Origin of the sequence: Motilibacter aurantiacus, from assembly GCF_011250645.1 — a bacterium.
GTDB lineage: Bacteria > Actinomycetota > Actinomycetes > Motilibacterales > Motilibacteraceae > Motilibacter_A > Motilibacter_A aurantiacus.
The window spans coordinates 69187-94578 of sequence record NZ_JAANNO010000011.1 but is presented as its reverse complement, the minus strand read 5'-3'; the positions used below and the strand labels follow the sequence as shown (position 1 = coordinate 94578).

General features: G+C 74.8%; 28 protein-coding genes and 1 riboswitch. Of the genes, 15 read left to right on the top strand and 13 right to left on the bottom strand.

Annotation, left to right across the window (positions count from 1 at the left end):
* The first annotated feature begins 98 nt into the window (after window positions 1-98).
* The 3 genes from G9H72_RS17035 (at window position 99) to G9H72_RS17025 (ending at window position 3316) form a co-directional block, all read left to right on the top strand.
* Entirely contained in the window at window positions 99-1601 is a 1503-nt protein-coding gene (locus G9H72_RS17035) for a TolB family protein (protein ID WP_166173272.1), read from the top strand.
* 65 nt (window positions 1602-1666) lie between these two features.
* Entirely contained in the window at window positions 1667-2575 is a 909-nt protein-coding gene (locus G9H72_RS17030) for a ribonuclease Z (RefSeq protein WP_331272381.1), read from the top strand.
* 156 nt (window positions 2576-2731) lie between these two features.
* Window positions 2732-3316: a YceI family protein gene (locus G9H72_RS17025; RefSeq protein ID WP_331272380.1), complete on the top strand. Its 585-nt coding sequence runs from the start codon at window positions 2732-2734 to the stop codon at window positions 3314-3316.
* Between the two features lie 453 nt (window positions 3317-3769).
* Here the strand turns inward: G9H72_RS17025 and G9H72_RS17020 are convergent, their stop codons facing one another.
* Window positions 3770-4480, bottom strand: a complete 711-nt coding sequence (locus G9H72_RS17020) for a M23 family metallopeptidase (RefSeq protein ID WP_231127260.1) — start codon at window positions 4478-4480, stop codon at window positions 3770-3772.
* Window positions 4481-4683: 203 nt separating this feature from the next.
* On the opposite strand from G9H72_RS17020, the gene G9H72_RS17015 reads away from it, so the two are divergent.
* A complete protein-coding gene (locus G9H72_RS17015) occupies window positions 4684-5268 on the top strand; it encodes a YceI family protein (protein ID WP_166173268.1) in 585 nt (194 codons plus the stop codon).
* 40 nt (window positions 5269-5308) lie between these two features.
* A complete protein-coding gene (locus G9H72_RS17010) occupies window positions 5309-5800 on the top strand; it encodes a MarR family winged helix-turn-helix transcriptional regulator (protein ID WP_166173266.1) in 492 nt (163 codons plus the stop codon).
* Between the two features lie 7 nt (window positions 5801-5807).
* Here the strand turns inward: G9H72_RS17010 and secD are convergent, their stop codons facing one another.
* Both secD and G9H72_RS17000 read right to left on the bottom strand, forming a co-directional pair.
* Window positions 5808-8246 (bottom strand): protein translocase subunit SecD, encoded by a 2439-nt coding sequence (secD, locus tag G9H72_RS17005; protein ID WP_166173264.1) that lies wholly within the window; start codon window positions 8244-8246, stop codon window positions 5808-5810.
* Between the two features lie 58 nt (window positions 8247-8304).
* The gene (locus G9H72_RS17000; protein ID WP_166173262.1) at window positions 8305-8751 is read right to left on the bottom strand and encodes a hypothetical protein; all 447 of its coding nucleotides are present in this window, start codon (window positions 8749-8751) and stop codon (window positions 8305-8307) included.
* A gap of 173 nt (window positions 8752-8924) precedes the next feature.
* Between G9H72_RS17000 and G9H72_RS16995 the strand changes: the two genes are divergently transcribed.
* Window positions 8925-9299 (top strand): TraR/DksA family transcriptional regulator, encoded by a 375-nt coding sequence (locus G9H72_RS16995; protein WP_166173260.1) that lies wholly within the window; start codon window positions 8925-8927, stop codon window positions 9297-9299.
* A gap of 16 nt (window positions 9300-9315) precedes the next feature.
* Here the strand turns inward: G9H72_RS16995 and G9H72_RS16990 are convergent, their stop codons facing one another.
* Window positions 9316-10392 carry an alkene reductase gene (locus G9H72_RS16990; protein ID WP_166173258.1) on the bottom strand — a complete coding sequence of 359 codons (1077 nt, stop codon included), beginning with the start codon at window positions 10390-10392 and terminating at the stop codon, window positions 9316-9318.
* A 402-nt stretch (window positions 10393-10794) separates the two neighbouring features.
* On the opposite strand from G9H72_RS16990, the gene G9H72_RS16985 reads away from it, so the two are divergent.
* Window positions 10795-11157, top strand: a complete 363-nt coding sequence (locus G9H72_RS16985; protein ID WP_166173256.1) for a hypothetical protein — start codon at window positions 10795-10797, stop codon at window positions 11155-11157.
* Here G9H72_RS16985 and G9H72_RS16980 read toward each other — a convergent pair.
* Window positions 11141-11782, bottom strand: a complete 642-nt coding sequence (locus G9H72_RS16980) for a maleylpyruvate isomerase family mycothiol-dependent enzyme (RefSeq protein WP_166173254.1) — start codon at window positions 11780-11782, stop codon at window positions 11141-11143. The two genes, G9H72_RS16985 and G9H72_RS16980, sit on opposite strands and share 17 nt — an antisense overlap.
* Before the next feature lie 101 nt (window positions 11783-11883).
* Between G9H72_RS16980 and G9H72_RS16975 the strand changes: the two genes are divergently transcribed.
* Window positions 11884-12738, top strand: a complete 855-nt coding sequence (locus G9H72_RS16975) for an alpha/beta fold hydrolase (protein WP_166173252.1) — start codon at window positions 11884-11886, stop codon at window positions 12736-12738.
* Window positions 12739-12825: 87 nt separating this feature from the next.
* Entirely contained in the window at window positions 12826-13386 is a 561-nt protein-coding gene (locus G9H72_RS16970; protein ID WP_166173250.1) for a hypothetical protein, read from the top strand.
* Between the two features lie 2 nt (window positions 13387-13388).
* On the opposite strand, the gene G9H72_RS16965 is transcribed toward G9H72_RS16970, so the two are convergent.
* The 4 genes from G9H72_RS16965 to G9H72_RS16950 form a co-directional block, all read right to left on the bottom strand.
* Window positions 13389-14312, bottom strand: a complete 924-nt coding sequence (locus G9H72_RS16965) for an oxygenase MpaB family protein (RefSeq protein WP_331272379.1) — start codon at window positions 14310-14312, stop codon at window positions 13389-13391.
* Between the two features lie 513 nt (window positions 14313-14825).
* Window positions 14826-16067: a TerD family protein gene (locus G9H72_RS16960; protein ID WP_269205323.1), complete on the bottom strand. Its 1242-nt coding sequence runs from the start codon at window positions 16065-16067 to the stop codon at window positions 14826-14828.
* Between the two features lie 33 nt (window positions 16068-16100).
* Window positions 16101-17129, bottom strand: coding sequence for a PT domain-containing protein (locus G9H72_RS16955; protein WP_166173246.1), 1029 nt, complete (start codon window positions 17127-17129; stop codon window positions 16101-16103).
* Between the two features lie 223 nt (window positions 17130-17352).
* On the bottom strand, window positions 17353-17826 hold the full coding sequence (locus G9H72_RS16950) for a MarR family winged helix-turn-helix transcriptional regulator (protein WP_166173244.1): 474 nt from the start codon (window positions 17824-17826) through the stop codon (window positions 17353-17355).
* A 181-nt stretch (window positions 17827-18007) separates the two neighbouring features.
* Here G9H72_RS16950 and G9H72_RS16945 point away from each other — a divergent pair, with 181 nt between their 5' ends.
* Entirely contained in the window at window positions 18008-18259 is a 252-nt protein-coding gene (locus tag G9H72_RS16945; protein WP_166173242.1) for a hypothetical protein, read from the top strand.
* Window positions 18260-18474: 215 nt separating this feature from the next.
* Here the strand turns inward: G9H72_RS16945 and G9H72_RS16940 are convergent, their stop codons facing one another.
* Entirely contained in the window at window positions 18475-18888 is a 414-nt protein-coding gene (locus tag G9H72_RS16940) for a P-loop NTPase family protein (RefSeq protein WP_166173240.1), read from the bottom strand.
* Window positions 18889-19278: 390 nt separating this feature from the next.
* Here G9H72_RS16940 and G9H72_RS23485 point away from each other — a divergent pair, with 390 nt between their 5' ends.
* The 3 genes from G9H72_RS23485 (at window position 19279) to mscL (ending at window position 20898) form a co-directional block, all read left to right on the top strand.
* On the top strand, window positions 19279-19671 hold the full coding sequence (locus G9H72_RS23485) for an FmdB family zinc ribbon protein (RefSeq protein ID WP_166173238.1): 393 nt from the start codon (window positions 19279-19281) through the stop codon (window positions 19669-19671).
* 86 nt (window positions 19672-19757) lie between these two features.
* Window positions 19758-20465, top strand: coding sequence for a Flp pilus assembly protein CpaB (gene cpaB / locus G9H72_RS16930; protein ID WP_166173236.1), 708 nt, complete (start codon window positions 19758-19760; stop codon window positions 20463-20465).
* Window positions 20466-20478: 13 nt separating this feature from the next.
* Window positions 20479-20898, top strand: a complete 420-nt coding sequence (mscL, locus tag G9H72_RS16925; RefSeq protein ID WP_166173234.1) for a large conductance mechanosensitive channel protein MscL — start codon at window positions 20479-20481, stop codon at window positions 20896-20898.
* Between the two features lie 24 nt (window positions 20899-20922).
* On the opposite strand, the gene G9H72_RS22570 is transcribed toward mscL, so the two are convergent.
* Entirely contained in the window at window positions 20923-21051 is a 129-nt protein-coding gene (locus tag G9H72_RS22570) for a hypothetical protein (protein WP_269205321.1), read from the bottom strand.
* Window positions 21052-21101: 50 nt separating this feature from the next.
* Between G9H72_RS22570 and G9H72_RS16920 the strand changes: the two genes are divergently transcribed.
* Window positions 21102-21692 (top strand): histidine phosphatase family protein, encoded by a 591-nt coding sequence (locus G9H72_RS16920; protein ID WP_166173232.1) that lies wholly within the window; start codon window positions 21102-21104, stop codon window positions 21690-21692.
* A gap of 95 nt (window positions 21693-21787) precedes the next feature.
* On the opposite strand, the gene G9H72_RS16915 is transcribed toward G9H72_RS16920, so the two are convergent.
* Both G9H72_RS16915 and G9H72_RS16910 read right to left on the bottom strand, forming a co-directional pair.
* Window positions 21788-22543: a C40 family peptidase gene (locus G9H72_RS16915; RefSeq protein ID WP_166173230.1), complete on the bottom strand. Its 756-nt coding sequence runs from the start codon at window positions 22541-22543 to the stop codon at window positions 21788-21790.
* Window positions 22544-22651: 108 nt separating this feature from the next.
* Window positions 22652-22807, bottom strand: a riboswitch (cyclic di-AMP (ydaO/yuaA leader).
* Window positions 22808-23127: 320 nt separating this feature from the next.
* On the bottom strand, window positions 23128-23913 hold the full coding sequence (locus tag G9H72_RS16910; RefSeq protein WP_166173228.1) for a metal-dependent transcriptional regulator: 786 nt from the start codon (window positions 23911-23913) through the stop codon (window positions 23128-23130).
* 66 nt (window positions 23914-23979) lie between these two features.
* On the opposite strand from G9H72_RS16910, the gene G9H72_RS16905 reads away from it, so the two are divergent.
* The gene (locus tag G9H72_RS16905) at window positions 23980-25332 is read left to right on the top strand and encodes a cryptochrome/photolyase family protein (protein ID WP_331272378.1); all 1353 of its coding nucleotides are present in this window, start codon (window positions 23980-23982) and stop codon (window positions 25330-25332) included.
* The last annotated feature ends 60 nt before the right edge of the window (window positions 25333-25392 follow it).

The following is a 25392-nucleotide window of genomic DNA, read 5'->3' as shown; positions in this document are numbered from 1 at the left end:
TACGGCACGGAATGCCGCCCTCTGCCCGTCGCATGCCCCAAGATGCTTCGAGGAGGGATGCGCGGATCGGCCGCCGCCTCCGCACGGACGGAGGAACGGTGCTTCAGCGGCATCTGCAGGGTGGGCGACTGCGGTCCAATCGGGGGACGAAGCGGGCCTTCGCGCCCCTCGTGGCGGCAGGGGTGCTCCTCGCGGGGCTGCCGGGGCACACGGCCTGGGCCGCGCCTGAGGCGCCCACGGTCCAGGCGCCCACCGGCGCCTACGTCGCGTACGTCGACGAGGACGGGACCGTCTGGGCCCAGTCGCTGCGCTCGGGCACGCCTCGGCGGATCCTGGACGGCGCCGGGGCCGGAGCGCGCGTCGAGATCAGCCCGGACGGCACGACGCTCGCCGTGCTCGCGCCCGCGGGGGTGCTGATCGCCCCCACCTCCGGCGGCAAGGCCCGGCAGGTGCTCAACTCCCGGGTCGACGGGGCCGCTTTCTCCCCCGACGCGAGGACGCTCTACTACTCGATCAACAACGGGGTCGGCAAGGACGGCGTGCTCCGCGCTCTCGACGTGGCGACCAAGGCGACGCGCGTCGTGGTCGACCCGGTCGGCCCGGTCGTGGACGTCGCGCTCTCCAGTGACGGCACCCGCCTGCTCTACACGACCAGCGACCTGGTCCGCTCGTCGCTCGGACGCATCGGCGAGGCCCACGCGGTCGATCTCGCGACCCGCACCGACACCCGGGTCGGGCGCGCCGGGGACGACATCGTCGACGTCGCCTTCGGCCCCGGCGACGTCCCGATCGTGTCCGTCCTCACCGGGCAGGAGGCGCAGGACGTCGGCGCCGCGGTGACCACCCTCGAGGGCGCCAAGGTCTTCCCGGCCGAGGAGCTCAGCTTCGGCGCGGTGGGCACCCCGGACGGCGTCTACGCGATCTCCACCACCAACGAGGAGGAGGAGCCGCTCCACGTCTCCTTCGCGCCTGCGACCGGGGGCACGCCGGGGCGGGTCGTGACCGACCTGGGGCTCTCGGCCCCGGCCTTCGCGGTCGGCAAGGGCGCGCTCCCCCGGCCGCTCACGCTCTCGACCGAGGTCAGCGGCGTCGAGGTGGTCCTGCCCGAGGAGCGCGCCGTGGCCGGCGTCCCGACCGGCGTCGGGGTCGGGGCGTACGCCGCGGGCCCTGGCCCGCTCACGCTGGCGCTGCAGCGCCGGGTGGGGAACGCCTGGCGCACGATCGGCACCCAGCGCGCGCCGCGTACCCAGAACTTCGTCGTGTTCCCGGTGTCGGCCGGCGCCCACGTGCAGCTGCGGGCGCTCGCCAACGGCGTCGTGTCCGAGCCCACGACGCTGCGGGTCGCCTCCCGGGTCACCGTCGCACAGCGCCGGTCGTCCGCGGGCGTGGTCCTGCGCGGCGCCGTCGTCGGCGCGCGGGGCGGGCGGGTCACCGTGCAGTACTACCGGGACAGTGCCTGGCGCACGATCGCCACGGCGGGCGTGCGGTCCGGCCGCTACGAGGTCACCCTCCGTGTCGGCCGCGGCGCCGAGCTGCGGGTCGTGCGCGCGGCGGACCGGACGCACGACCGGGGCGTGAGCGAGATCGTGCGGGCACGCTGACGGCCAGCAGTACCGCCATCAGCACCGCCACCCGGGCCGGCACCGGCGCCGCGCGGGAGCTCGTCGTGCTCGGCACCGCGTCCCAGGTGCCGACGCGCGCCCGCGCGCACAACGGCTACGTCCTGCGCTGGGACCGGGCCGGCTTCCTCTTCGACCCCGGGGAGGGCACCCAGCGCCAGCTGACGTACGCCGGGGTCGCCGCGTCCTCGATCACGCACATCTGCCTGACCCACAGTCACGGCGACCACACCTTCGGCCTGCCCGGCGTGCTGCAGCGGATGGCGCTCGACGGGGCGCGGCACGAGGTGACGCTGCTCTACCCGGCCGAGGCCGAGGCGTACGTCGACCTGCTCGTCCGGCTCGCCGGCCCGCCGCCACAGCTCCGGCTCCGCCGGCAGCCGTGCGGGCCCGGTGTCGCGGTGGACGCAGACGGTTGGCGGCTGGTCGCGGACCGGCTCGACCACCGGGTGCCGGCGCTCGGGTGGCGGGTCGAGGAGAAGGACGGCCGCCGGGTGCTGCCCGACCGGCTGGCCGCGGCGGGGGTGCGCGGGCCGGACGTCCGCCGGCTGCTGGCCGAGGGCTCGCTGCGGGTGGACGGGCGCGTGGTGCGGGCCGAGGACGTCACCGTCCCACGCCGCGGGCAGGTGTTCGCCTTCGTCATGGACACCCGGCCGTGCGCGGGCGCCGCGCGGCTCGCCGCGGGGGCCGACCTCCTGGTGTGCGAGGCGACGTTCCTTGCCGCGGACGCACAGCTCGCCCGGGACTACGGCCACTGCACCGCCCGGCAGGCGGCCGAGCTGGCCGCGGCGGCCGAGGTGCGGCAACTCGTGCTCGCGCACTTCTCCCAGCGCTACGGCGAGGACGTGGCCGTGTTCGAGGCCGAGGCCGTGCAGGTGCTTCCCGGAACCGTCGCCGCCCGGGACCTCGACCGCTTCGCGCTGCCCGCCCGCCGGGGGGCCGGCCGACACGACTGACCCTGGGGGGCGGGCGCCCACGCTCGCATGGTCGCCATGCGTGACATGCTGAGCACGCGCCCCTCTTGTGCAGGGAAGCACCTCCTGGCAACGCACCGGCAACGCCCGTTCCGACCTGCGGCCCGGTGGCCGCGCAACCGGCAGAAAGGAACTGCAGTGAGCGCCTCCGACTTCGACGACCCCACCGCCGCGATCGAGGACCTGACCGGCGACTACCAGCTGGACGTGGCCCACACCCGGATCGGGTTCGTCGCCCGGCATGCGATGGTCACCAAGGTGCGCGGCTCCTTCAAGGAGTTCGAGGGGCACGCGCACCTCGACGCCGCCGACCCGGCGAAGTCGACCGCGGAGCTGACGATCAAGGTCGACAGCATCGACACCGGCAACGAGCAGCGCGACGGCCATCTGCGCACGAACGACTTCTTCGACGTCCCGAACTTCCCCGAGGTGACCTTCAGGAGCACCGGGGTGGAGAAGGCCGGCGACGCGACCTTCCGCATGACCGGCGACCTGACGATCAAGGACACGACGAAGCCGGTCACGGTCGAGTTCGAGTTCACCGGCAGCGCCAAGGACCCGTTCGGGAACCTGCGGGCCGGGTTCGAGGGCCGCACGACGATCAACCGCAAGGACTGGAACGTCAACTGGAACGCCGCGTTGGAGACCGGGGGGTTCCTCGTCAGCGACAAGATCGTGCTGGAGTTCGACGTCTCGGCCGTCAAGCTGACACCGACGCCGTGACCCGCCCCGGCTGACGGCGGCAGAGGCTCCCCCTCAGGCCCGCGCGCGCCCGTCCGTCCTCGCTTCCCCGAGCCGAACGGTCGGCGCCGCGACGCGCGCTCCAGCCGCTCGCCGCTGCCCGGGACGAGGGTGCTCGTCCGCGTCACGTCGAGGGGGAGCATCTCCCCGCCCGTCAGCAGCACGTGGACGGCCCGGCCACCGGGCAGCGGCCGGGCCGGCGGGCCGGTGCGGGAGCCCTCCGTGTCGCGGCACGACAGCCGGCGTGTGCGGAAGGAGTTCCGCACGGTCAGCAGGGTGCACCAGACCAGCAGGAAGCCGGCGGCGTAGGCCTCGGCGAGCCGCGGCGGGCGCACGGCCGCGTCCGTGGCGGCCACCGCAGGGATCCTGTCGCCGCGGCCGCCGGGCAAACGCCTGCGCCGCAGGCGCGGCTCAGAGCTGCGCCGCAGGCGCGGCTCAGACCTGGACGCCGTGCCGGCGCAGCCAGGGCTGCGGGTCGACCGGCTTGTCGTCCTCCCGCACCTCGAAGTGCAGGTGCGGCCCGGTCGACAGCCCGGTGCTGCCGGCCTTCGCCACCGTGTCGCCGGGCTCGACCCGCTGCCCGGGCTTGACGAGCAGCTCGGACGCGTGGGCGTACATCGTGGTGATGCCGTTGCCGTGGTCGATCACGACCGTGTTGCCGTAGCCGCTCTGCCACCCCGCCGACTTCACGGTGCCCCCGCTCGCGGCGCCGATCGGGGAGCCCATGGGCGCAGCGAAGTCGGTGCCGGTGTGCAGCTTGTAGACCCCGGTGACCGGGTGGGTGCGCATGCCGAACTTGCTCGTCACGCGGCCGTCCACCGGCCGGGCCCAGCCGTCCTCGGCCGGGGCGGAGCTCCGGGGTGCCGGAGGTGCGGTTGCCGAAGCGGGAGTCGGGGCGGTGGCGCGCGCCGGGACGGCCGAGACGGCGCTCTGCAGCGCCGCGGCGAACGGCTGCGCCGAGCCCGACGCGATCGTGCCCGCGCCGCCGCTGGTGCCGGCCGTGCTCGCGATCGAGGGGGCCGCCGCCGTGACGACGGTCGTGCCGCCGGCCGGGCGCGAGAGCATCGACAGCTGAGCCTGGATGCCCGAGATCCGCGCCAGCACGTTGCTCATGCCGGCCGAGGCGCCCACTGCGGAGGTCTCCATGCCCCGGATGTCGGCGGCCGCGTGCCCCGACTTGACCCCTCGACGTGCCCCCCTCAGGTGAAGGAGAGCAACCCCGCGCTGTGTACAGCCCTCCTCTGCCACATCGGGCCCGTCCCAGCTATTGCGTGCGTGCGCACGCATGTGCCATTCTGTGCGTACGCACACATCACGAGGATGTGGCGAACCCACCGAGAGGGCTCCTGATGTCCGCCAACACCTTGTCCACCGCTCCCGTGCGCGACCGGGGCGGCGTCCAGCTCCCCGCTCCGGGCACCTGGGCCATCGACCCCGGCCACGCCGACGTCGCGTTCGTCGGCCGGCACATGGTCTTCACCAAGGTCCGCGGCCGGTTCGCGGACGTCTCCGGCGCGGTGCGGGTCGCCGACGACCCGGGCGAGTCGCAGCTCGAGGTCGTGATCGGCATGTCCAGCGTCGAGTCGGGGCTGCGGGCCCGCGACGAGCACCTGCGCTCCGCCGAGCTCTTCGACGTCGAGCAGTTCCCCACGGCGACCTTCCGCAGCGTCACCGTCGACTGGGCAGGGACGGCGGGGACCGTCACCGGGGACCTCACGATCCACGGCGTGACCCGCCGGGTGCCGCTCACCGTCGTCTACGAGGGCTACGCGAAGGACCCGTGGGGCGGCGAGCGGGCCGTCTTCTCCGCGTCGACCACCGTGAACCGGGAGGACTTCGGCCTCACCTGGAACGTGGCCCTCGAGGCCGGCGGGCTGCTGGTGAGCAAGGAGATCTCGATCGAGATCTCGGTCGAGACGGTGCTCCAGCGGTGAGGCGGGCGCCGCACGCTCGCCCGTTCGTTAGGTTGCCGCGGTGACCGAAAGCCCCGATCGACCCAGCCGGCCCGCCGGGCGGCGCGACCGTGCCGAGCGCGACGAGGGGGTCGCCGCGTGGGCCGGGGTGCTCAAGGTGCATGCCGCGGTCGTGCCCGAGCTCGACCGGCGGCTGCAGCGGGCGCACGGCCTTCCGCTGACCTGGTACGACGTGCTGCTCGAGCTGAGTACGGCCCCGGAGCGTCGGTTGACGATGAGCGAGCTGGGTGAGCGCGCCGTCGTCAGCCGCACCCGGGTCAGCCGGGTCGTCGACGAGCTCGTGAAGGCCGGGCACGTGGAGCGCGCGCCCAACCCGCGCGACGCCCGCTCCGCGTACGCGGTGCTCACCCCCGGAGGCCGCGCCGCCCTGCGGGCCGCGGCCCCCACGTACCTCGACGGGATCGAGGAGCTCGTGGGCCGCCACCTCGGGGCCGACGCCCCGGCCGTGGCCGCCGCCCTGGGGCGCGTGCTGGACGCGGCCCGGGGCGGCTGACCCCGCCCTAGACGACCGCGCCGCTGTCCTGCGGCGACCGGCGCTCGACCGGCCGCTTGGCCTGCAGCTGCGTGGGCCACCGGCTCTCCAGGGCCGCGGCCAGCGGCGAGGCCGTGAACACGCTGGACCAGGTGCCCACCACGACGCCGGCGAGCAGCGCCACCGCGAAGTCGGTCAGCGAGTCGCCGCCCAGGACGGCGAGGGCGGCGAGCACGAAGAGCACGCCGGCACCGGTGTTGATGGTCCGCGGGACCGTCTGCAGCACCGCGGTGTTCATGACGTCGCCCATCTTGCGGCGCCCGGCGAAGGCGCGCCAAGCCTCGCGCACCCGGTCGAACACCACCACCTTGTCGTTCACCGAGTAGCCGACGACCGTCAGCACGGCGGCCAGGAACACCGCGTCGATCGGCTTGCCCAGCCAGGCGAACAGGCCCACGACGAGGAGAACGTCATGGAACATCGCCAGGACGGCGGCGCTGGCGAACGTCCAGCGGAAGCGCACGGCGAGGTAGACGAGCTGGGCGCCCAGCGCGAGGATCAGCGCGATCAGCGCCTTGCGCTGCAGCTCCTCGCCGAGGCTCGGCCCGATGAGCTCGTCCCGCTCCTTCGTCACGGTCCCGCCGACGGCTTCGAGGCTCTGCGCGAGCTGCTGTTCCTCGGTGTTGGACAGCTCGCCGACCCGGACCGTGATGCCGGCGTCGGACTCCTGCACCACCGCCCGCGGGTAGCCGGCGTCCGCGACGGCCTCGCGGGCCACGTCGACGTCCAGCGGGCGGGACGTGGAGTACTCCACGAGCCGGCCGCCGGTGAACTCGACCCCGAGGTCGAGCCCGCGCAGCGCGATCCCCGCCGCGGCCAGCACCACGAGGACTGCGCTGATCACGAGGGCGACCCGCCGCTTGCCGCCCGACCGGATCAGGTCCGGGTCGCGGCGCTGCAGGTACGTCCGGGCCCGGCCCAGCGAGCCGATGCCGCTGCGCGCAGGGTGGTCGCGTACGCCCCTGCGCGTCACCGCCCACTCCGCGAGCACGCGCGTGACCACGAGCGCGGAGAACATCGAGGCCACGACGCCGATGACGAGCGTGACCCCGAACCCGCGCACCGGCCCGCTGGCCAGCGCGAAGAGCAGCCCGGCCGCGAGCACCGTCGTCACGTTCGAGTCCAGGATCGCGCTCCAGGACCCGCGGAAGCCCCCGACCAGCGCCGCCCGCAGCCCGCGCCGTGGTGCCTGGGCGTACTCCTCCCGGGCGCGCTCGAAGGTGAGCACGTTCGCGTCGACCGCCATGCCGATCGCGAGCACGAAGCCGGCGAGGCCCGGCAGCGTGAGGGTGGCGCCGAGAGCGACCAGCGCGGCGTACGAGATGAGGGCGTAGCCGAGCAGGGCCAGCGTCGCGAGCATGCCGACCACCCGGTAGATGACCATGACGAAGACGGCCGTGCCGGCGAGCCCGAGCAGGGCGGCCTTCCAGGAGGCCTCGATGGCCTCGTCGCCCAGCGTCGGGCCGACGGTCCGCTGCTCGATGACCTCGACGGGCACCGGCAGCGCGCCGCCCTTGACCAGCGCGGCCAGGTCCTTGGCCTCCGCGGAGGTGAAGGAGCCGGTGATCTGGGTGCTGCCACCGGCGATGCCCGCGCCGCAGGCGACGGAGGTCTCGACCTGCGGGGAGGAGATCACCGCGTCGTCGAGCACGATGGCGAGCCGGCGCTGCGGGCTGCCGTCGGGCTGGCACGCCGCGTCGGCCGTCAGCTTCTGCCAGGCGTCGTCGCCCTTGCCGTTGAAGTCGATCGTCACGACCCAGGTGGTTCCGGAGAGGCCGTCGAGCTGGGCGGCCGAGTCGGAGATGCCCTCGCCGGTGAGGGCCGCCGGGCCCAGGCGCAACGGCTGCCCGGACTCGTCCGGCAGCGTGAGCTCACCCGCCGCGGACGACGGGCTCGGTGAGGCGGCCGGGGTCGAGGCCGGCGCAGCGGCGGCATCGGCGGACGTGCTCGGGCTGGCCGAGGCTGCCGGGCTCGCCGAGGCTGCCGGGCTCGCCGACGCTGCCGGGCTCGCCGACGCCTCCGGGCTGGCCGTCGGGGTGGGCAGCGCGGCTTCGTCGATGCCGAGCACAGGGTGGACGGTGAGCTGGGCGGTACGCCCGAGGACGTCTGCCGCGTCGGTGGCGTCGGTCACCCCCGGCAGCTCGACGAGGATGCGGTTGTCGCCGGAGCGGCTGAGGCTCGGCTCGGCCACGCCGAGCGCGTCGACGCGGCGGCGGAGGACTTCGAGGGCGCGGTCGGTGGTCTCCCGGCCGGCTTCGATGGTGTCGGTGGACTTGGTCTCGAGGACGATCTGGGTGCCGCCGCGCAGGTCGAGGCCGAGCCGGGGCTCGCGCGTGACGGCCAGGAAGGCCGCGGCGGCGAGCACGAGCAGGGCGAGGACCGCGCGCACGACGCGGGCGCGCGACAAGGGAAGCTCCTGGAGGGACGGACGGTGCCCGGGCAGGCGTCCGTACGTCCCGCCCGGGTCAATGGCCTCGACTGCTCCCGCTGCGCGGAGGTGCCCTGGGCCGGACGGCACCGGCGGCGCGGCTCTCGGGCGCCGGCACCAGTGCGGCGACGAGCCCGAGGTGCCGGGCGAGGGGCGGGGCGAGCGTCGCCGTCGTCGGTACCGTCGCGTACGCCGACTGGCCGGAGGGGGCCAGCCGTGAGCCGGCGACGACCGCGAGAGCGCGCGCCACCGGCGCGGCGTCCCGGGCCTGCCGGACCGCGCCGGCCTGCAGGCGCGGGCTCGGCGCGGTGTGGGAGGAGGCGGTGCCGGGCCGGGCGGTCGACGCCGTGGCGGGCGCTGCGGCCGCGGGCAGCCCCAGGACGCCGGTGAGCAGGCCGACGAGCGCGGCCAGCATCCAGCGGGCCGCGCCCAGCTGGGGCCGCCGACCGGCCGGGGCCGGACGCGTCCGCGAGGAGGCGCTCACGATGCCGACAACGGTAACCCCTCGCTACCTCCGCCCGAGATCAGAACCTTGCTTGTGTGAACGCGGATGCAGGATTCGGCCGGCGGCGGCTAACCATTCGCCAGCCGGGGGACGGCGGGCTACCGTTCCGGGCAATCCGCGACGGTGCGCGGCACGCCAGGAGGGAGCACCACATGACCGCGTACGCCCTGCGCGGCCGCTCCCGACGCCTGCGGAGGGGCCGCTCCGGCTTCCCCGACCTGCGTGACCTGCACGAGCTGCGGGGTCGGCTGGAGTCCGCGCTGGGTGAGCGCCGCGCCCGGCTGGACGTGTCGACGACGGCCCGGCGCGCGGAACCGGCCCTGGTCGCGGCGATCGTGGCCGACGGCCGGGCCCTCGCCGAGATCGAGGCCGCGCTCACCCGCCTCGACGCCGGGACGTACGGCCGCTGCACCGGCTGCTCCGGGGCCATCCCGCTCCCCCGGTTGCGCGAGCGCCCGCAGACCCGGCGGTGCGCCGGGTGCACGGGGCCGGACGAGGCGGCAGCCTGGGGCTACCGCCCGTCCTGACGTGCTCGCGCCGCTGTCAGCCCGCGGCGAGGAACGGGTAGTCGGTGTAGCCGCGGGCGCCGTCGGCGTAGAACGTCGTCGCGTCGGGCTCGTTCTCGGCGTGCTCGCCCCGCCAGCGCTCGACGAGGTCGGGGTTGGCGATCGCGGCCCGGCCCACGGCGACGGCGTCGGCGTGCGCGGCCTCGATGAGCTGCACCGCCTCCGCGCGGGTGGTGACGCTGCCGAACCCGCTGTTCACGACCACCGGCCCGCCGAAGCGGCGGCGCAGCTCCTGCACCAGGTCGCCGGCCGGCTCGCGGTGCAGCACCGAGAGGTACGCCAGGCCGAGCGGGCGCAGCTGGTCGAGCACGGCCCCGTACGTCGCGAGCACGTCCTCGCGGTCGGTCTCGAGCGCGTCCTGGATGTTGTGCTCGGGCGAGACGCGCAGGCCGACCTTCCCCGCCCCGACGGCCCCGGCGACCGCGGCGACCACCTCGACGACGAAGCGGGCGCGACGCTCGGGCGAGCCGCCGTACTCGTCGGACCGGTGGTTGGAGGCGGGCGAGAGGAACTCGTGCAGCAGGTAGCCGTTCGCGGCGTGCAGCTCGACGCCGTCCAGGCCGGCGGCGATCGCGCGCTGCGACGCCGCGACGAAGTCGTCACGCACCTCGCGGGCCTCGTCGGCCGTGAGCGCGTGCGGCACCGGGTACGCCTGCTTGCCCTTCTCCGTGTGGCCCTCGCCCCGGATGGCGATCGCGCTCGGGGCCTCGACCCGCCGCCCGCCGTTGACGTCGGCATGCGTGACGCGGCCGCCGTGCATGACCTGCATGACGATCTTCCCGCCGCGGGCGTGCACGGCCTCGGCGACGCGGGCCCAGCCGGCCTGCTGCTCGTCGGTCACGATGCCGGGCTGGCCGACGAAGGCCTGGGACTCGAAGCGCGGATACGTCCCCTCGGTGACGATCAGCCCGAGGCTCGCGCGCTGGGAGTAGTGCTCGACCAGCAGATCGTTCGGGACGCCGGAGGCGCCGGCCCGCATGCGCGTCAGCGGAGCCATCACGACGCGGTTGGCGAGCTCGATGTCGCCGAGGGTGACAGGAGAGAAGAGATCCACGAGTCTGGCGAACGCGACAGGGACCGGAACCGATTCCGGCGACGGCCGGCGAGCGGCACACGTCACACGTCAAACGGACGGGCGCTCCCCCGTACGGCCGGGAGACGAGGCCCGACCTCCCGCTGGTAGGCCCGGGCGGGGCCCCGCCGTCGGGGAGGCGGACCGTGGCGCGCATCGAGCTTCCCGGGATCCCGTTCGACGGCTACGGCCGTCCCGGTAGCCAGGCCCGGGCGGCTGCCGCCCTGCGCGCCGCGGGGCTGCTGGGCACCGTGGCCGGTGCGGGCCCTCCATGGGGCTGCTCCTCGTCGACGGCCACGAGGACACGACACCTCTCGACGTCCTGGAGGACGGCGAGGCGGCAATGCGGAGATCGGGCTGCTCCTGGGGCTCACGGGGCGCTCGGTGCCCGGGCTGCACGAGCGGATCGGGCGCCTGGACCGGGAGGCGCTCGCGCTCGTGTGGCAGCGCGATCGCGAGTGGCGCCGGGGCCTGAACGCGGGGTCGTTGCACGACCTGAGCGTGCTCGTGCGCGACGAGCAGGAGACCGCGGCGGGCCCGGTCGCTGTGGGGGCTCAGGTCGCTCTGCAGGCCGCCGCCGCCCGCCCGCGAGGGTGGCTGCACGTCGACCTCGACGTGCTGGACCCGATGGAGCTCCCCTGGGCGCCGCTCAGGTCGTGGGCCTGGTGCGGCGGGTGGCGCGTTCGCGGCGCTGACGTGAGTCACGGACGGGGGGCGTCGTCACCGTCCCTCAGCCCCGCCGCGTGACGTCCGGCATGCGCGCCCCCAGGTCGCGGACGCCGGGCCCGGAGAGCTCGTTTAGCGCGACACCCCTCCCGCAGGCGACGAGGACCAGCGAGAGCACCGGGCCGCGCACCGGCGGGCCGTCGCCGAGCGCCACGCGGCGTCGATGGCCTCGAGCCGGTTGCCGCCAGCAGCTCGCGCGCGCCGCCGAAGATCCCGCGGTACGAGCCTGGAGCTGCAGTGCCCGGCTGACCGCCTCCACCGGGTACGCACGGGTCAACCCGAGTGGCCGACGGATGTCCTCGCCGTGGCCGATCTCCTCGACCAGCGTGCTGTCGAGCGGAGCAGGAGAGACGACGTCAGCGGAGCGCACTTCCGCAGTCGGTCGAGGGTCTCGTCGGGGGACGTGCCGCGCTCGCGGGCGACGCCACGGGCGTTCAACCGGTCGAAGTCGAACCGGGCGCGTGCCAGCCCGAGGTTGAAGCCGGAGTCGTGTGGTGCGGGCCGAGTCGACGAGGTGGGCGGCGACGTCGTGCACGGTCCACTCCTCGCACAGCGACGGCTCGCCCCACGCCGCCTCGTCCACGTCCGCGAGGTCGTCGATCAGGGCACGGCGCTCGGCGTGCACCAGGGGCCAGACGTTCGACATCTCCTGCTCCCGAGGACGTACGGGCTCGTCCGTGGAGCACGTCCTGCCCGCGCGGGACTCATCGGTGCCCGCGCGGGGCAGCGCGCCTACGCTGCTGCGCTGTGGCGGAGCGACTGCTCGAGGCGGGTGGCGTCCGGCTGTGCGTCGAGGCATTCGGCTCCCCCGCGGACGCGCCGGTGCTGCTGATCGCCGGCGGCGCCCAGTCGATGGTGTGGTGGGACGTCGAGTTCTGCCACCGGTTGGCCGACGGCGGGCGGCTCGTCGTGCGCTACGACCACCGGGACACCGGCCGCTCGGACGCCTCGCCGGCCGGTAGCCCCAGGTACACGGGCGAGGACCTCGCCACCGACCCGCTGCGCGTCCTCGACGGCCTCGGCCTGCGCTCTGCACATCTCGTCGGGCTGTCGATGGGTGGCGGGATCGCGCAGCACCTCGCCGTCACGACCCCGGGACGGGCTCGCACGCTGACGCTCCTGTCGACCACCCCCGCTGCGGCGTACGACGGGCCGCCGCTGCCGGGAGCGGAGCCCCAGGTGGCCGCCACCTTCACCAGCCCGGCCCCGGAGCCCGACTGGGGCGACCGTGACGCGGTGCTCGAGTACCGGGTCGACGCCGAGCGGCCCTACGCGGGAAGCCTCGGCTTCGACGAGGCGCGCACGCGGCGGCTCGCCGCTCTCGAGGTCGACCGTACGACCGACATGGCCGCATCGATGGGCAACCACTTCCTCCTCGACGACGGCTGGCCCGCAGGCGCCCGTGTGCAGGACATCCGCACACCGACGCTCGTCATGCACGGCACGACGGACCCGCTGTTCCCGCTTGCGCACGGGCAGGCGCTGGCCCGCCTGATCCCCGGCGCACGCCTGGTCGAGCTGGACGGAGTGGGCCACGAGCAGCCTCCGCCCGAGCGGTGGGACGTCGTCGTGCCCGCCCTGCTGGAGCACACCCGCGACTGACCCGTCCCTGGCCGGAGGGCCGCGGGCGAAGGTCACGGTCTGGCGACAGCGTCGCCTTCAGTCGCTCGGGACTGGGAGGCTGTCGCGATGGACGAGCTCCCCCCGCCGCTGGCCGGGGCGCTCCACCACCTGCGCCTGCTCGACCCGCGCGACCGGCCGATGCAGGCGGCGCACTGGCTGGCGCAGGGCCTGGACTCCCCCTGCCTGCGGGAGCTGGCCGGCCTGCGCGGCCCGGAGGCGGAGGTCGACGGCCTCTGGCACCGTGCGCTGGCCGAGCTCGGGGCTCACGTCCCACCGCCGGCGCCGCACTTCACCGCCGCGCCCTGGGCCGCGCGTCGGGTGCTGGCGGGGACCGAGGACGTCGACTGGCTGCTGCGTGTCCTGTGGCTCGACCCTTTCGAGCCGGCGCCAGAGGAGGAAGCGCGGCTGGGCCGGGTCGTCTACGCGCTGGAACAGCACATCTCGTCGTGGTCGTGGACGAAGGACATGTGCCGTCGGCCCAGGCTGCTCGGGCGGGCGCGTGCCCGGGCGGAGCTGGCGACCGCCGAGGCGGAGCTCCGCCGCGTACCCGATGTCCTGCGGGCGCTGGCCGAGGCCGACCTCGACGCCGCGGAGGCGGCGATCGACCCGGCAGCCTGCCGACGCTAGGGCTACGCCGCCGCCCACTCGGGTGCGGGCGCCTGGCCGAGCCGGTAGCGGGCGGCCTCCTCGGACGGGCTGTACGGGCCGAGGGCCAGCGACAGCGCGCGCAGCTGCCACCGCACGCGGCGCAGCCGGAGCTGCTCGCGCGGCCCCCGGACGGCCCGCCCGGGCACCCCGGCGTACGGGGCGACGGTCGGCGACACCACCAGCGCCGCGCCCGCGGCCAGCCCGGCGTAGAACCGCTGCTCGACGGCGGCCAGGCCCGGCGGGGCCTGCAGGAACGCACGCAGGCCGGCCGGCACCGGCTCGAGGACGCGGTCGTACGCCGCCAGCGCCTCGGTCAGCTCCGCCTCGCTGCGCGGCAGGTCCTCGGCGCCCAACGCCTGCGCGCTGCGTGCCCACTCGGCGACGTACGCGTCGGCCCAGCGTGTTCCGAACCGGGCGGAGAGGTCGTTGCCGAGCGCGGTCTGGGCCGCGAGGAAGGCGTCGGTGAAGGCGAGGTGCACCCAGCGCAGGAGCTCGGGGTCGGAGGCGGCGTACGGCCGGCCCCGGCCGTCCGCGCCGCTGACCCGGGCGTGGATCGTGCGGACCCGCATCGCCTCGCGCTCGGCCAGCTGCGCCGAGCCGAATGTGCTCACCACCAGCCAGCGTGCGGTGCCCGCGAGACGCTTCCAGGGGTCCTCCTGGTACGCCGAATGGCTTTGGACGCCGGCCAGGGCCAGCGGGTGCGCGGCCTGCCCGAGCAGCGCCGCGACGCCGCCCACGAGCGTCGAGATGTCGCCATGGACCCGCCAGACCACGCCGTCCGGCTCGAACCAACCGGGCCCCTCCCCCACGGTGGCGATGTTGCGCACCCAGGCGGGTGCGCCGGTGGGGTCGCCGGACACGCGGGCCCGGAACCGGCGCCGGGTCTGGTCGGGCAGCTGACGCACGGAGCCGGGCAGGAGCACCTACCACTCTTAACCGCTGGCTGCGGATCCCGCGAATCGTGGCCGGGCAGCGGCAACTGCGAGTGCGCCTGCGAAAGCCACCTTGACCACCGCTCTGGACCGCTGCAGCCGCCCGCGGCCTGTGGAGGCGTCCTCAGGAGGTAGCCCATGGCCCCCGGTTGGTCGACGCTGTAGCCCGGGAGGCCGAAGTAGTCCTCGTTGTCGAAGCCGGCGGCCATTGCTCGCCCTCACCCCAGACGCGGTGCTCCCGGCCGATCGCATCGGGGGAGGAGACGTTGGCCCGCGTCCGTTCCGGGGTGAGCTACTGCTGTTCACGGCAGCGCGGGCGCCGTAGCCCCAGACGTTCGTGGAGGCCTGGGTGCTCGAGGTCGGGCCGGTTCGGCCGGACGTAGGCCGTGACGGTGGTGTCCTGCTGGCTCCAGCTGGTGAGCACGGCCCTCGTGAGAACCTGCAGCCGCTCCGCCGTCGTCAGTCCGCCCTCGGGCACGCCCGAGCTCAGTCGTCGTCCTTGAACTCCATCGGGCCGGTGTCCATGGCGAACGTGCCGTCGGCGTAGAGCGTCGGCCGCCGCTCCTCGTGGGCGGAGCTGTACGTCTCCACGTGCCGGATCTGCACGCCGTCGGCGTGGGTGAAGTCGATCAGCGCGATCGCCACCCAGTAGGCGTTGCTGCTCGTGTGGAAGAGCGGCGCCTCCACCCTGCTCCCCCGGCCGTCCGAGACGACGGCCTTCGCCCCGAACGACCTGAAACTGCCTTCGCCGTTGGACAGCGCGCTGTAGGCGCAGATCAGCACGTAGCCCTGGAGGTCGGGGCGCTTGATGCGGATCGTCTCGATCCCGGGCGCCTGCGAGTCGCCGGCGTGCTCGATGAACGGGGGCTCGGTCAGCGATCCCAGGTGCCGGTAGTAGACGGCACCGCCGGCCCCGATGTCTCCCCCCTCGTCCCAGAAGGGGTCGAAGTCGTCGTCGACGACACGCTCCCTGCGCGGGCCCAGCTCCGAGCGGGGGACGTACAGCGCGTACAGGTCGAGGTCGGCGCCCAGCGACCGCCGGCGCCTGCTGCCGCCGTCCCACTCGATGCTGGCGACGACGACGAGCGAGCGGTCGGCCTTGTCGAGGGAGATCGTCGCCGAGCCGGCCTTCTCGAGCACGACCTTCCCGAGGCTGACCGGTGGCCGTGCAGGTGGCTCCGGCGGGGCCGGCACCGGACCCTCGTCGAGCTCGACCCCGAAGCCCGTGGCGAGCCCCGCCAGGCCCGAGGCCCAGCCCTGCCCGATGGCGCGGACCTTCCAACCGTCCCCGCGGCGGTAGACCTCGACGAGGACCGCCGCCCGCTCCCCGGACTCCATCGCCGGCGCGAAGGTGTGCTCCGCCGCGCCCGCGGTCACCCGCGCCTGCAGGCCGTGCACGTCCCCGAGCGAAGCCCCCGGAGCCGCCTCGTCATCGGCGCTCGCCGCGACGACGACGCGGACGACGGACGCGGGCAGGCGTTCGAGGTCGAGGGCGATCTCGTGCCCTCGCCCGGTGCGGCTCAGCCGGACCGCGCCACCCGCGCCCGTCGGCTGGTTGTAGAAGACAAGGTCCGCGTCGCCGCGGACCTTGCCGTCGTCCGCGAGCAGCAGGGCCGACACGTCGACCCCCGGGCTCGACGCAGCTGCCGTCACCTCGATCGCGACCGCGCCCGCCGGGAGCGGGGCGTTCGCACCCTTGGTCAGCACCATGTGCTGATCCTTCCTCAACCGGAGAGGCGGTGCAGAGTCCCTGCACAGGGCCTACCGCTCGAGCACCCGGAGCTTCGCGGAGCCGATCACGCTGCGCCCCTGCACGAACCGCAGGACGGCTCCCTCGCGGACGTGCTTGCCGAGCTTCGCCCCGACCGACAGTTTGGCGTCGCCGCGCTTGTTGGGCAGCACGGAGCCCAGCGTCACCCAGGAGCGGCCGGCCTTGACGCGGACGACCGTCGCCTTCTTCGCGAAGCGCGGGTCGAGGTCGATCTCCAGCAGCCGGCGCGACGGCTTGGTCGTGACCCGCGCCACGGGCGCCCTCTTCGCCGGCTTGGGCTCGGCCGTCGGCTCGGCCGTCGGGCGCGCGGTGGGAGCGGCGCTGCCCGCCGGGCCCGGGGTGCTCCTCGGGGTCGGGTAGCCGCTGGCCGACGTGGGCGTTGCCGTCGGCGTGGGCGCGGGCGGGTACGACGGCGCTGACGGCACGGGAGGAACCGGCGTCGGGGTACGCGGGGGCGGCGGCACGTACGTCGGCACGGGGGTGGGGAAGACGACACCCGTGCCGGGAGGGGCGTACACCCAGTCGGTGAAGGTGTAGCCGTGCTGGCCACGGTCGGGGGCGTCGTCGCCCATCGAGTCCTGGTGGGACGTGATGAAGACGGCGCGGGCGCGCTGCGGGTCACCGACACAGGTGGACGGGATCGACAGCGTGACGGTGTTGCCGTGCACCGTGACGGACGTGCTCGCGCAGGGCACGGAGTCGTCGTGGTTCCAGCGGGCGACGTGGACGACGTCGCTCCGGTGCTTGTACATCACCCACTGCCAGTCGGCGCCGATCGGATCCTCGATGTCGAGGTAGACGCCGAAGCTGTTGGCGTGCTGCGCGCCCCACAGGGACGCGCTGTAGCGGGCGAACTCGAACGTGGCGGAGATGCGGCCGCCGTCAAGGGTGAGGCCGTAGGCGCGGATGTCCAGCGGGTCCCAGGCGTCGGCCGGGTCGACCCACGAGCCCGTGTCCGCCCGGGCTGCCCCGACCCCGCTGAGGCCGGCACCGAGGAGCGCCGCCGCAGTCAGCGGCACCGCAGCCGCCAGGCCCGCCCGACCGTACCGGTGCCGTGCGGCCGAAAGCCAAGCCCTGCCCACTGTGGTGCTCCCCCGTCGCGTCCGCTGACTGCCGTCGGCACGCTAGCGGTCGTGGGCGCCCCGCTCCCGTGGTTCGGGCACACTGCCCGGGGCAGCACCCGTTCGAGCGGCGGTTCCACACGCGCGGTTGAGCAACGGCGTTCCCGTCAGCGCCCCGGTGTCAGTCCATGCCGGCAGGCTGGCCGGGGACCGCGTTGGCCGCGCCGATCACCTCGGTCAGCGCGGCGTGCAGCCGGCGCAGCTCGTCGAGGTCCATGCCCAGCCGTTCGACCACTGCCGGCGGGATGAGCAGTGCCTGCTCGCGCAGCGCGGTCCCCGACGGTGTGAGCGAGACGGCCAGGAGCCGCTCGTCGCCGCGGTCACGCTCGCGGCGGACGTGGCCTGCGGCCTCCAGCCGCTTGAGCAGCGGGGACAGGGTGCCGGGGTCGAGCTGCAGCAGCCGGCTCAGGTCCTTCACCGACAGGGGGGCGCGCTGCCACAGGGCGAGCATCACGAGGTACTGCGGGTGCGTCAGGCCGAGCGGCTCCAGCAAGGGCTTGTAGACCGCCACGACGCCGCGAGCTGCCACCGAGAGCGCGAAGCAGACCTGCTCCTCCAGTGCCAGCGGGTCCCGGATGTCGTCCTCCTCACGCACCGCCCCCTCCTCTCCTCAGCTACGATCGTACCAATTATTGGTGCCCCAACGGTCTTGGCCTCGCCAGCTCGTGCGCCCCGTCGCACGGGGAGGCGCGGAGGAGCCGGAGGCACGAGGATGAGAGCGAGCCCGACGGGCACCCGGGAAGAGCGCGCGCACGGCGAGGAAAGGCACACCACCCATGGCACGCTTCTGGCGACGCAACCGGACGGGCGACGACGGCAACGGCGAGCGCAAGAGCGCCCTGTTCTACTTCCTGGGCCCACCCGACCTCGGTGACCCCAACGAGCCGAGCGCCCCGGCTCCCCGCGCACCGATGAACTGCACCTCGTGCGGCCGGCCGATGAGCGAGCACGTCATCGACCGCTCGCAGGGCCGGTCGGCCACCTACTGCCCGCCGCGTGGTGACGACGTCGCGACGAGCGCCGAGTAGCCGGACTGCTCGAAGTCCTCCACGATCGAGCGGTGGGACGCTCGTCCTCGCGTCGTTGCTGGACGACGGCCCGGTGTGCGGTCGCTACGTCCCCTGGCCGGCCGTGGGGGGCATCAGTCCGACCGGCGCGCCCTCCTGCACAGGGCGTGCCCGGTCCTTCTGGGCACGCCCTGATTTCCTCGCCGACGACGGCAGCACGCGGTAGACGCGGCCCGTCAGGCGGCGTCGTCCACCGCGATCGGGCGGACCGTGCCGGCTACGGCGACGAACACGCCACGGACGCGCACGCTGTCCTGCTCGCGCAGCAGCCGGTTCCAGGCACGGTCGCCCGCCGTCACCGTCGGGGAGCCGCCGCGGATGAGGACGGGCACGACACTGCCGCCCGGTGCGTGCTCGTGGACGGACGCCCCCATCACCGTCTCCAGGCCCGGGCCGAAGCCCTCGTCGGGCAGCTCCGGGATGTCGCCGATCGGTACGACGATGGGCAGCAGGTGGTCGTCGGCGTCGAGCCAGGTGAGCGCGAGGGTGCGCCCGAAGTCGTCGAGCTCGCGGCCGAGCTGAGTGGCGAGGGCCAGCAGGGCCTCGTCGTCGTGGATGCGGTCACCGGGGTTGAGCGTTGCTCTCGTCATGGCGCACGACCTTGCCTGCGGAGGCGGCGGCGGCGTCGGGGCCGTCCACAGGCAGGGCGGCGGGCGCGGCCCGGATCCTGCAGCCCGGCTCGCTCGTCGAGCCGGGACGGCGGCGCACGCTCCCCGGAGCCCTGGCGAACGGCGACGACGGACGGGCACGAGGAAGCTGCTGCTCGGGCCAGTCGCCGAGTCGCCAGGCGTGCACGCTCCTTGCCGTGGGCCGGACGCCGGTGGAGCGACCCGGCCCCGCCGGCTGACGTGCTCGGCTTCGGTGGACGCAGAGCCCCCTCGTCACGCATCATTGGCACTCTGAGCTGTCGAGTGCCAAGACCGGCGCCGGAGCACGACCCGGGGCCACACCAGGTCGCGGCGTGGCATGAGGAGGAAGCCTTGCCCACCTACCAGTACGCCTGCACGGAGTGCGACCACCGGTTCGAGGCCGTCCAGTCGTTCTCCGACGCGGCGCTCACCGAGTGCCCGGCGTGCCAGGGGAAGCTGCGCAAGGTCTACTCGGCCGTCGGCGTCGTGTTCAAGGGCTCGGGCTTCTACCGCACCGACAGCCGGCCGGGCGGCGGCGCGGGCAAGGACAGCGGGTCGGGCACCCCGTCGGCGGGCTCCGGCTCCGGGAGCTCGTCGAGCAGCGCCCCCGCGGCGTCGAAGGACTCGGGCTCCTCGTCGTCGGGCTCCTCGGCGTCGGGCTCCTCGGCGTCCGGCTCCTCCGCGGGGCCCTCGTCGTCGTCCGCCTCCTCGTCGGGAAGCTCGTCGAGCACCAGCGCCGCCTGACGCGGGGGCTGTGGACGGCGGACCGGCCGTCCACAGCAGAACGCAGCCCAGCCGCCGGGACCGCCGCCGCCACTAGCGTCCGCCGGGTGCCGACCCGTTCCAGTGCGCCACCGTCCGGGCTCCCCGTCCTGCGAGCTCTGCTCCGTCGGCTGAGCCGCCGGCTGTCCTGGCATCGCCGGCCGCTGGCAGCCCTGCTCGCAGCGGGCGGGGTGGGCGCCGCGCTGCTTGCCCTGGCACCTCCCGCCCCGCCGAGCGTCCCGCTCACCGTCGCGGCCCGGGACCTGCCCGCTGGCACGGTGGTCGCGGGCGGCGACCTGCACACGGTCCGGGTCTCCGCCGCGTCGCGGCCATCGGGCGCGCTCGACGCCGCCGGGGCGACGGGCCGCACGCTCGCCTCCCCCGTACGCCGCGGCGAGCCCGTGACGGACGTCCGCCTCGTGGGAGCCGGGCTGGGCGACGCTGCCGGCCCCGGCCGGGTGGCCACCCCCGTCCGCCTCGCCGACGTGTCCACCGCCGGCCTGCTCCGCGTCGGCGACCGGGTCGATGTGGTGGCCGCCTCGAGCGACGCCGGCGGGGACGGCGGGCGGGCACGGGCGGTCGCCCGGGCGGCCCAGGTCCTGGCGCTGCCCGACGCGACGGCCCCGGCGGCGGGCGCGCTGCTCGCCGAAGGCGGTGGGAGCGGGCTGGTCGTGCTCTCGACCTCTCCGGTCGAGTCCCTGGCCCTCGCCCGCTCAGCGGCAGGCGGCCGACTATCCGTCGTGCTCGTTGGGCAGGACGTCCCGCGGACCCCATGATCGAGGAGGGCACATGCTCAAGGGCTTCCGCGACTTCATCCTGCGGGGCAACGTCATCGACCTCGCGGTGGCCGTCGTCATCGGCTCGGCGTTCACGGCCCTGGTCACCGCGGTGGCGAACGCGGTCCTCAAGCCGCTGATCGCGGTCTTCCTCGGCGGCAGCACCACCAACGTCGGCGGCCGGACCGAGTGGAACGGCCAGGTCTTCGACTGGGCGGCCGTCATCAACGCCGCCATCGCCTTCCTCGTGACCGCCGCGGTCGTCTACTTCCTCGTCGTGCTGCCGACCAAGAAGCTGCTCGAGCGGCTGCAGCGCGGCGAGACGCCGCCCCCGGCGGCCGTCCCCGAGGACCTGGTCGTCCTGCGCGAGATCCGAGACCTGCTCCGCGAGCAGCAGGCGGGCGCCTCCGGGCAGTCCAGCAAGGGTCTTTGACCGTCCGCTGCGCGAACCCGCCGGTCAGCCGCCGTGGTGCGGCGGGCGCTCACGCAGGATGCGGTCGTCGTCGTCCCGGCTCGCCGGCGGCTCGCCCCACCCCTCGTCACCCTCGTCCAGGGTGGTCTCCGGCCACAGCGGCTGCTCACTCACCGTTTCAGGGTACGGGCGACCGGTCGGCTCGGCTCTGAAAGGAATGCCTCATGCCCGTGATCGTCCTGCTCCGCCACGGCGAGACCGAGTGGTCCCGCATCGGCAGGCACACCAGCACGACCGACCTGGCCCTCACCGCCCGCGGCGAGGAGCAGGCCCGCGCGGCTGCCCCGGGGCTGACCGCGTTCGACTTCGGCCTCGTGCTGTCCAGCCCGCGCCGACGCGCCGCCCGCACGGCGGAGCTGGCCGGTCTGCAGGCCGAGGTCGAGCCGCGGCTGGCCGAGTGGGACTACGGCGACTACGAGGGCCGGCGGACCGTCGACATCGTGGCCGAGCGGGGCAGCTGGTCCCTCTGGGAGGACGGCGTGCCCGGCGGGGAGACCGCCGAGCAGGTCGGTGACCGGCTCGACGCAGTGCTGGAGCGCGCCCGCCCCGTCCTGGACGGAGGCAAGGACGTCTGCCTCGTCGCCCACGGGCACTCGCTGCGGGTCGTGGCCGCGCGCTGGCTCGGCCTGCGGCCGCAGGACGGGAAGTACTTCCGGCTCGACACGGCCACGCTCTCCCAGCTCGGCCGGGAGCACGGACGGCCGGTCCTGCAGGCGTGGAACGTGCCGTCCACCATGCCCGAGGCACTCCCCTAGAGCGGCGTCCTGCCGCTGCCGGCGCGAACGGCGCGGCCCGGGCTCCGCAGGGTCTCTGCGGGGCCCGGGCCGGGGTGCCTGGGAGTGCTACGGGGTCAGGCGACGCGCCCGTAGGAGACGCTCGAGCTCCAGGCCTTGTTCTTGCCGACCGGGCGGCTCGGGTTGCTCGCCTCGAACCAGTAGCCGCCGCCGGCGTAGATCGCGACGTGGCTGGTGCGGCCGCCCTTGCTGACGAAGACCAGGTCGCCGGGGCGGACCGCCGAGCGGCTGATCTTGGTGACCCGCTGCTTGATCGCGCCGGACGAGTGCGGCAGCGAGACGCCGAGCTTGCCGAAGACGTAGCTGACCAGCCCGGAGCAGTCGAAGCCGCGGGGCGACATCCCGCCGTAGCGGTAGGGGGCCCCGGCGTACTTGCGGGCCTCGGCGAGCACCAGGTTGCCGAACCCGACGGTACCGGGCTTGAGCAGGCTCGCGGTGCGGCTGGCCTTGGGCTTGCGGTAGGGCACGCCCAGCGCGGACCAGGTCTTCGCGTCCACGATGCCGGTCTGCTTCAGGCCGGCGACAGCCTGGAGGCGCTTGACCGCGCGCACGGTGGCGGTGCCGTAGACGCCCGAGGGCTTGACGCCCAGCCGGCGCTGCACCCACAACACCGAGCCGCCGCGCGTGCTCTTGCCGACGGTCGGGTGCGCCATCACGACGGGAGTCTTGGTCGGCGCGTTGACGAGCAGCTTCGCCGCCGCGGCACGGCCACTGACGGCCTTGGTCTCCTTGGCCGCGGCCTTCGGCGCGGTGGCGGCGGAGGCCGAGGTGGCCAGCGGGGCGGCCAGGGTGGCGACCGCGACAGCGGGCACTACGGCGAAACGAGCAGCGGTGGCGGCTCGCGAGCCGGCCTGGCTCGGACGGCGGTGCAGGCCGGGTCGGCGAGCAACGTCGGGCAGCACGGCGGCATGCGACAAGGAAGGATCCTTCTCCGACGCCTGCGAGGTGAGCTGTCGGGTTCGGGTTGGGAAGATCACCCGGCCGTGAAGATTCACGGCTTCACCCCAAGGGCACTCTGGGTCAGAGCGCCCGCATCACGTGGGTCCCCCGCTCCTGCCAAACGGTGTGTCGACCACCGAGCCGTCACGCGGGGCAGGACTCGGCGTCCGCGTGAGGCTGACCCTGCCGGTTGGCGGGGGCAGGAGAAAGTTACGGGACGGTCACGCGCGCCGTCTAGCGCTGGCCGAAAGTGTTGACAGGTGGCCCGCGTCACAGCGACGTGTGGATAGTGCGCGACGACTAGATGACGCTGGGACGAACGCGCCGTCATGCCACCGCAACACTCCGCGGCCCCAGGACGACGACACGCCCCCGCCGGGAGGCGGGCGTGTCCGGTGGGCGGCTCGAAGCGTGACGAGGCGCGCGAGGACCCGGCGCGGGACGAGGGGGGAGAGCGTCAGGCCTCCGCGCCCGACTCCGGCATGGCGGCCACCTCGGCCAGGCCGTGGGCCTCGAGCCCCTCGCCCTCACCGTCGGCCGGCCCGTGCCCGTCCGGGCCGGGCGCGACGAAGACGTGCGCCGCCACCGCGTCCGGCAGCTCCGTCGCCTCGCCGCCGGAGCCGACCAGCACGGCGGAGGACACCCGCCGGACGGTCACGACCGAGCCGGGGCGCACGCCCGTGCGGCGCAGCGTGGCGAGCGCCTCGGCGTCGGTCTGCACCGGCTCGCCGATTCGGCGCACGACGACGGACCGGGACTCCCCCGGGCGGGCCGCCGACGGCAGCGGCACGAGCCCGTCGAGGAAGCCCTCGTGCGGGTCCTCGTCGCCCAGCTCCTCCAACCCCGGGATCGGGTTGCCGTACGGCGAGTGCGTCGGGTGGTCGAGCACGTCGAGCAGGCGCCGCTCCACCGCCTCGCTCATCACGTGCTCCCAGCGGCACGCCTCGGCGTGCACGTCCTCCCAGTCCAGGCCGATGACCTGCACGAGCAGGCACTCCGCGAGGCGGTGCTTGCGCATGACGCGCACGGCCGTGGCCTGGCCGACGTCGGTGAGGACGAGCCGGTTGCCCTCACCGAGGTCGACGAGGCCCGCCCGGTGCATGCGGGCCACCGTCTGGCTCACCGTCGGCCCGCTCTGGCCCAGACGCTCGGCGATCCGCGCCCGCATCGGGGGCACGCCCTCCTCCTCCAGCTCGTAGATGGTCCGGAGGTACATCTCGGTCGTGTCGATGAGGTCGCTCACGATCCCAATTGTGCTACCCCGCTCGCCCGGGATGCCGGGGCGACGGAGGACGCCTAGGGTCGCCCGGTGGAGACGGCAGTGATGTGGTTCCGTCGCGACCTCCGCCTGCGGGACAACCCCGCGCTGCGCGCGGCGCTCTCGACCGGGCAGGCGGTCCCGCTGTTCGTGCTGGACCCGGCGCTGTGGGGGCCGTCGGGCGCCCCGCGCCGGGCGTGGCTCGCCCGCTCCCTGGCCGCGCTGGACCGGTCGCTCGACGGCCGGTTGGTCGTACGCCACGGCGACCCCGCGGCCGTCGTCCCGCAGGTCGCCCGCGAGGCCGCGGCGACGGCTGTCCACATCGCCGCTGACGCGGGCGTCTACGGCCGGCGCCGCGACGAGGCCGTCGAGCGGGCGCTGGGCGACGGCGGCGTCCGGCTGGTGCGCACCGGGTCCCCGTACGCGGTCCCTCCCGGGACGCTGCTGACCGGCGGGAGGACGCCGTTCCGGGTCTTCACGCCGTTCTCCCGGGCCTGGTCCCGGGAGGGGTGGCCTCCGCCCGTGCACGCCCCGCGCGCGCCGCGCTGGGTCGGCCTGCCCGGCGACGGACTGCCTCCCGAGCCCGACCTCGGCGTGATGCGCCTGCCCGAGGCCGGCGAGGAGGCGGCGCTAACCCGCTGGCGGCGTTTCCGCGACGGCGCCCTGGCCGGCTACGCCGACACCCGCAACCGCCCGGACCTCGACGGCACCTCCTCCCTGTCGGCCCACCTGAAGTACGGCGAGGTGCACCCGCGCACGCTGCTGGCCGACCTGGCCACGCGCAGCGGCGAAAGCGTGGAGCGCTACCGGACGGAGCTGGCCTGGCGCGACTTCTACGCCGACGTGCTGTGGCACTCCCCACGGACGGCCCGCGAGCCCCTCAACGCCCAGGTCGGGCGGATCCGCTACGACGCGGGGCCGGAGGCGGACGCGGCCTTCGCCGCGTGGGCGGAGGGGCGTACGGGCTATCCGGTCGTGGACGCCGGGATGCGCCAGCTGCGGGCGGTCGGCTGGGTGCACAACCGGGTGCGGATGATCGTCGCGTCGTTCCTGGTCAAGGACCTGCACGTGGACTGGCTGCGCGGCGCCCGCCACTTCATGCACTGGCTGCGCGACGGCGACCTCGCCTCGAACAACGGCGGCTGGCAGTGGGTGGCCGGCACGGGCACCGACGCGGCGCCGTACTTCCGCGTCTTCAACCCGGTGACGCAGGGCAAGAGCTTCGACCCGGACGGCCAGTACGTCCGGATGTACGTCCCCGAGCTGCGCGACGTCGCCGGTGCCGCGGCGCACGAGCCCTGGCTGCTGCCCGGCGGGCTGCCGGAGGGCTACCCCGAGCGCATCGTCGACCACGCCGAGGCCCGGGCCGAAGCGCTGCGCAGGTACGAGGAGGTGCGCGGCTAGGAGCCGCGCGGGAGCGGCGCACCCGGGGCTCTGGCACCGCACGGCGGCTGTTAACGAACG

What these genes read in the sequence shown, in the direction of transcription:
- G9H72_RS16980 (WP_166173254.1), bottom strand. Translation starts at nt 11,782, where the DNA reads ATGTCGAACGTCTGGCCCCTGGTGCACGCCGAGCGCCGTGCCCTGATC.
- mscL (WP_166173234.1), top strand. Translation starts at nt 20,479, where the DNA reads ATGCTCAAGGGCTTCCGCGACTTCATCCTGCGGGGCAACGTCATCGAC.
- G9H72_RS17020 (WP_231127260.1), bottom strand. Translation starts at nt 4,480, where the DNA reads ATGGAGACCTCCGCAGTGGGCGCCTCGGCCGGCATGAGCAACGTGCTG.
- G9H72_RS16995 (WP_166173260.1), top strand. Translation starts at nt 8,925, where the DNA reads ATGACCGCGTACGCCCTGCGCGGCCGCTCCCGACGCCTGCGGAGGGGC.
- G9H72_RS16920 (WP_166173232.1), top strand. Translation starts at nt 21,102, where the DNA reads ATGCCCGTGATCGTCCTGCTCCGCCACGGCGAGACCGAGTGGTCCCGC.
- G9H72_RS16940 (WP_166173240.1), bottom strand. Translation starts at nt 18,888, where the DNA reads ATGACGAGAGCAACGCTCAACCCCGGTGACCGCATCCACGACGACGAG.
- G9H72_RS16970 (WP_166173250.1), top strand. Translation starts at nt 12,826, where the DNA reads ATGGACGAGCTCCCCCCGCCGCTGGCCGGGGCGCTCCACCACCTGCGC.
- G9H72_RS16945 (WP_166173242.1), top strand. Translation starts at nt 18,008, where the DNA reads ATGGCACGCTTCTGGCGACGCAACCGGACGGGCGACGACGGCAACGGC.
- G9H72_RS17015 (WP_166173268.1), top strand. Translation starts at nt 4,684, where the DNA reads ATGTCCGCCAACACCTTGTCCACCGCTCCCGTGCGCGACCGGGGCGGC.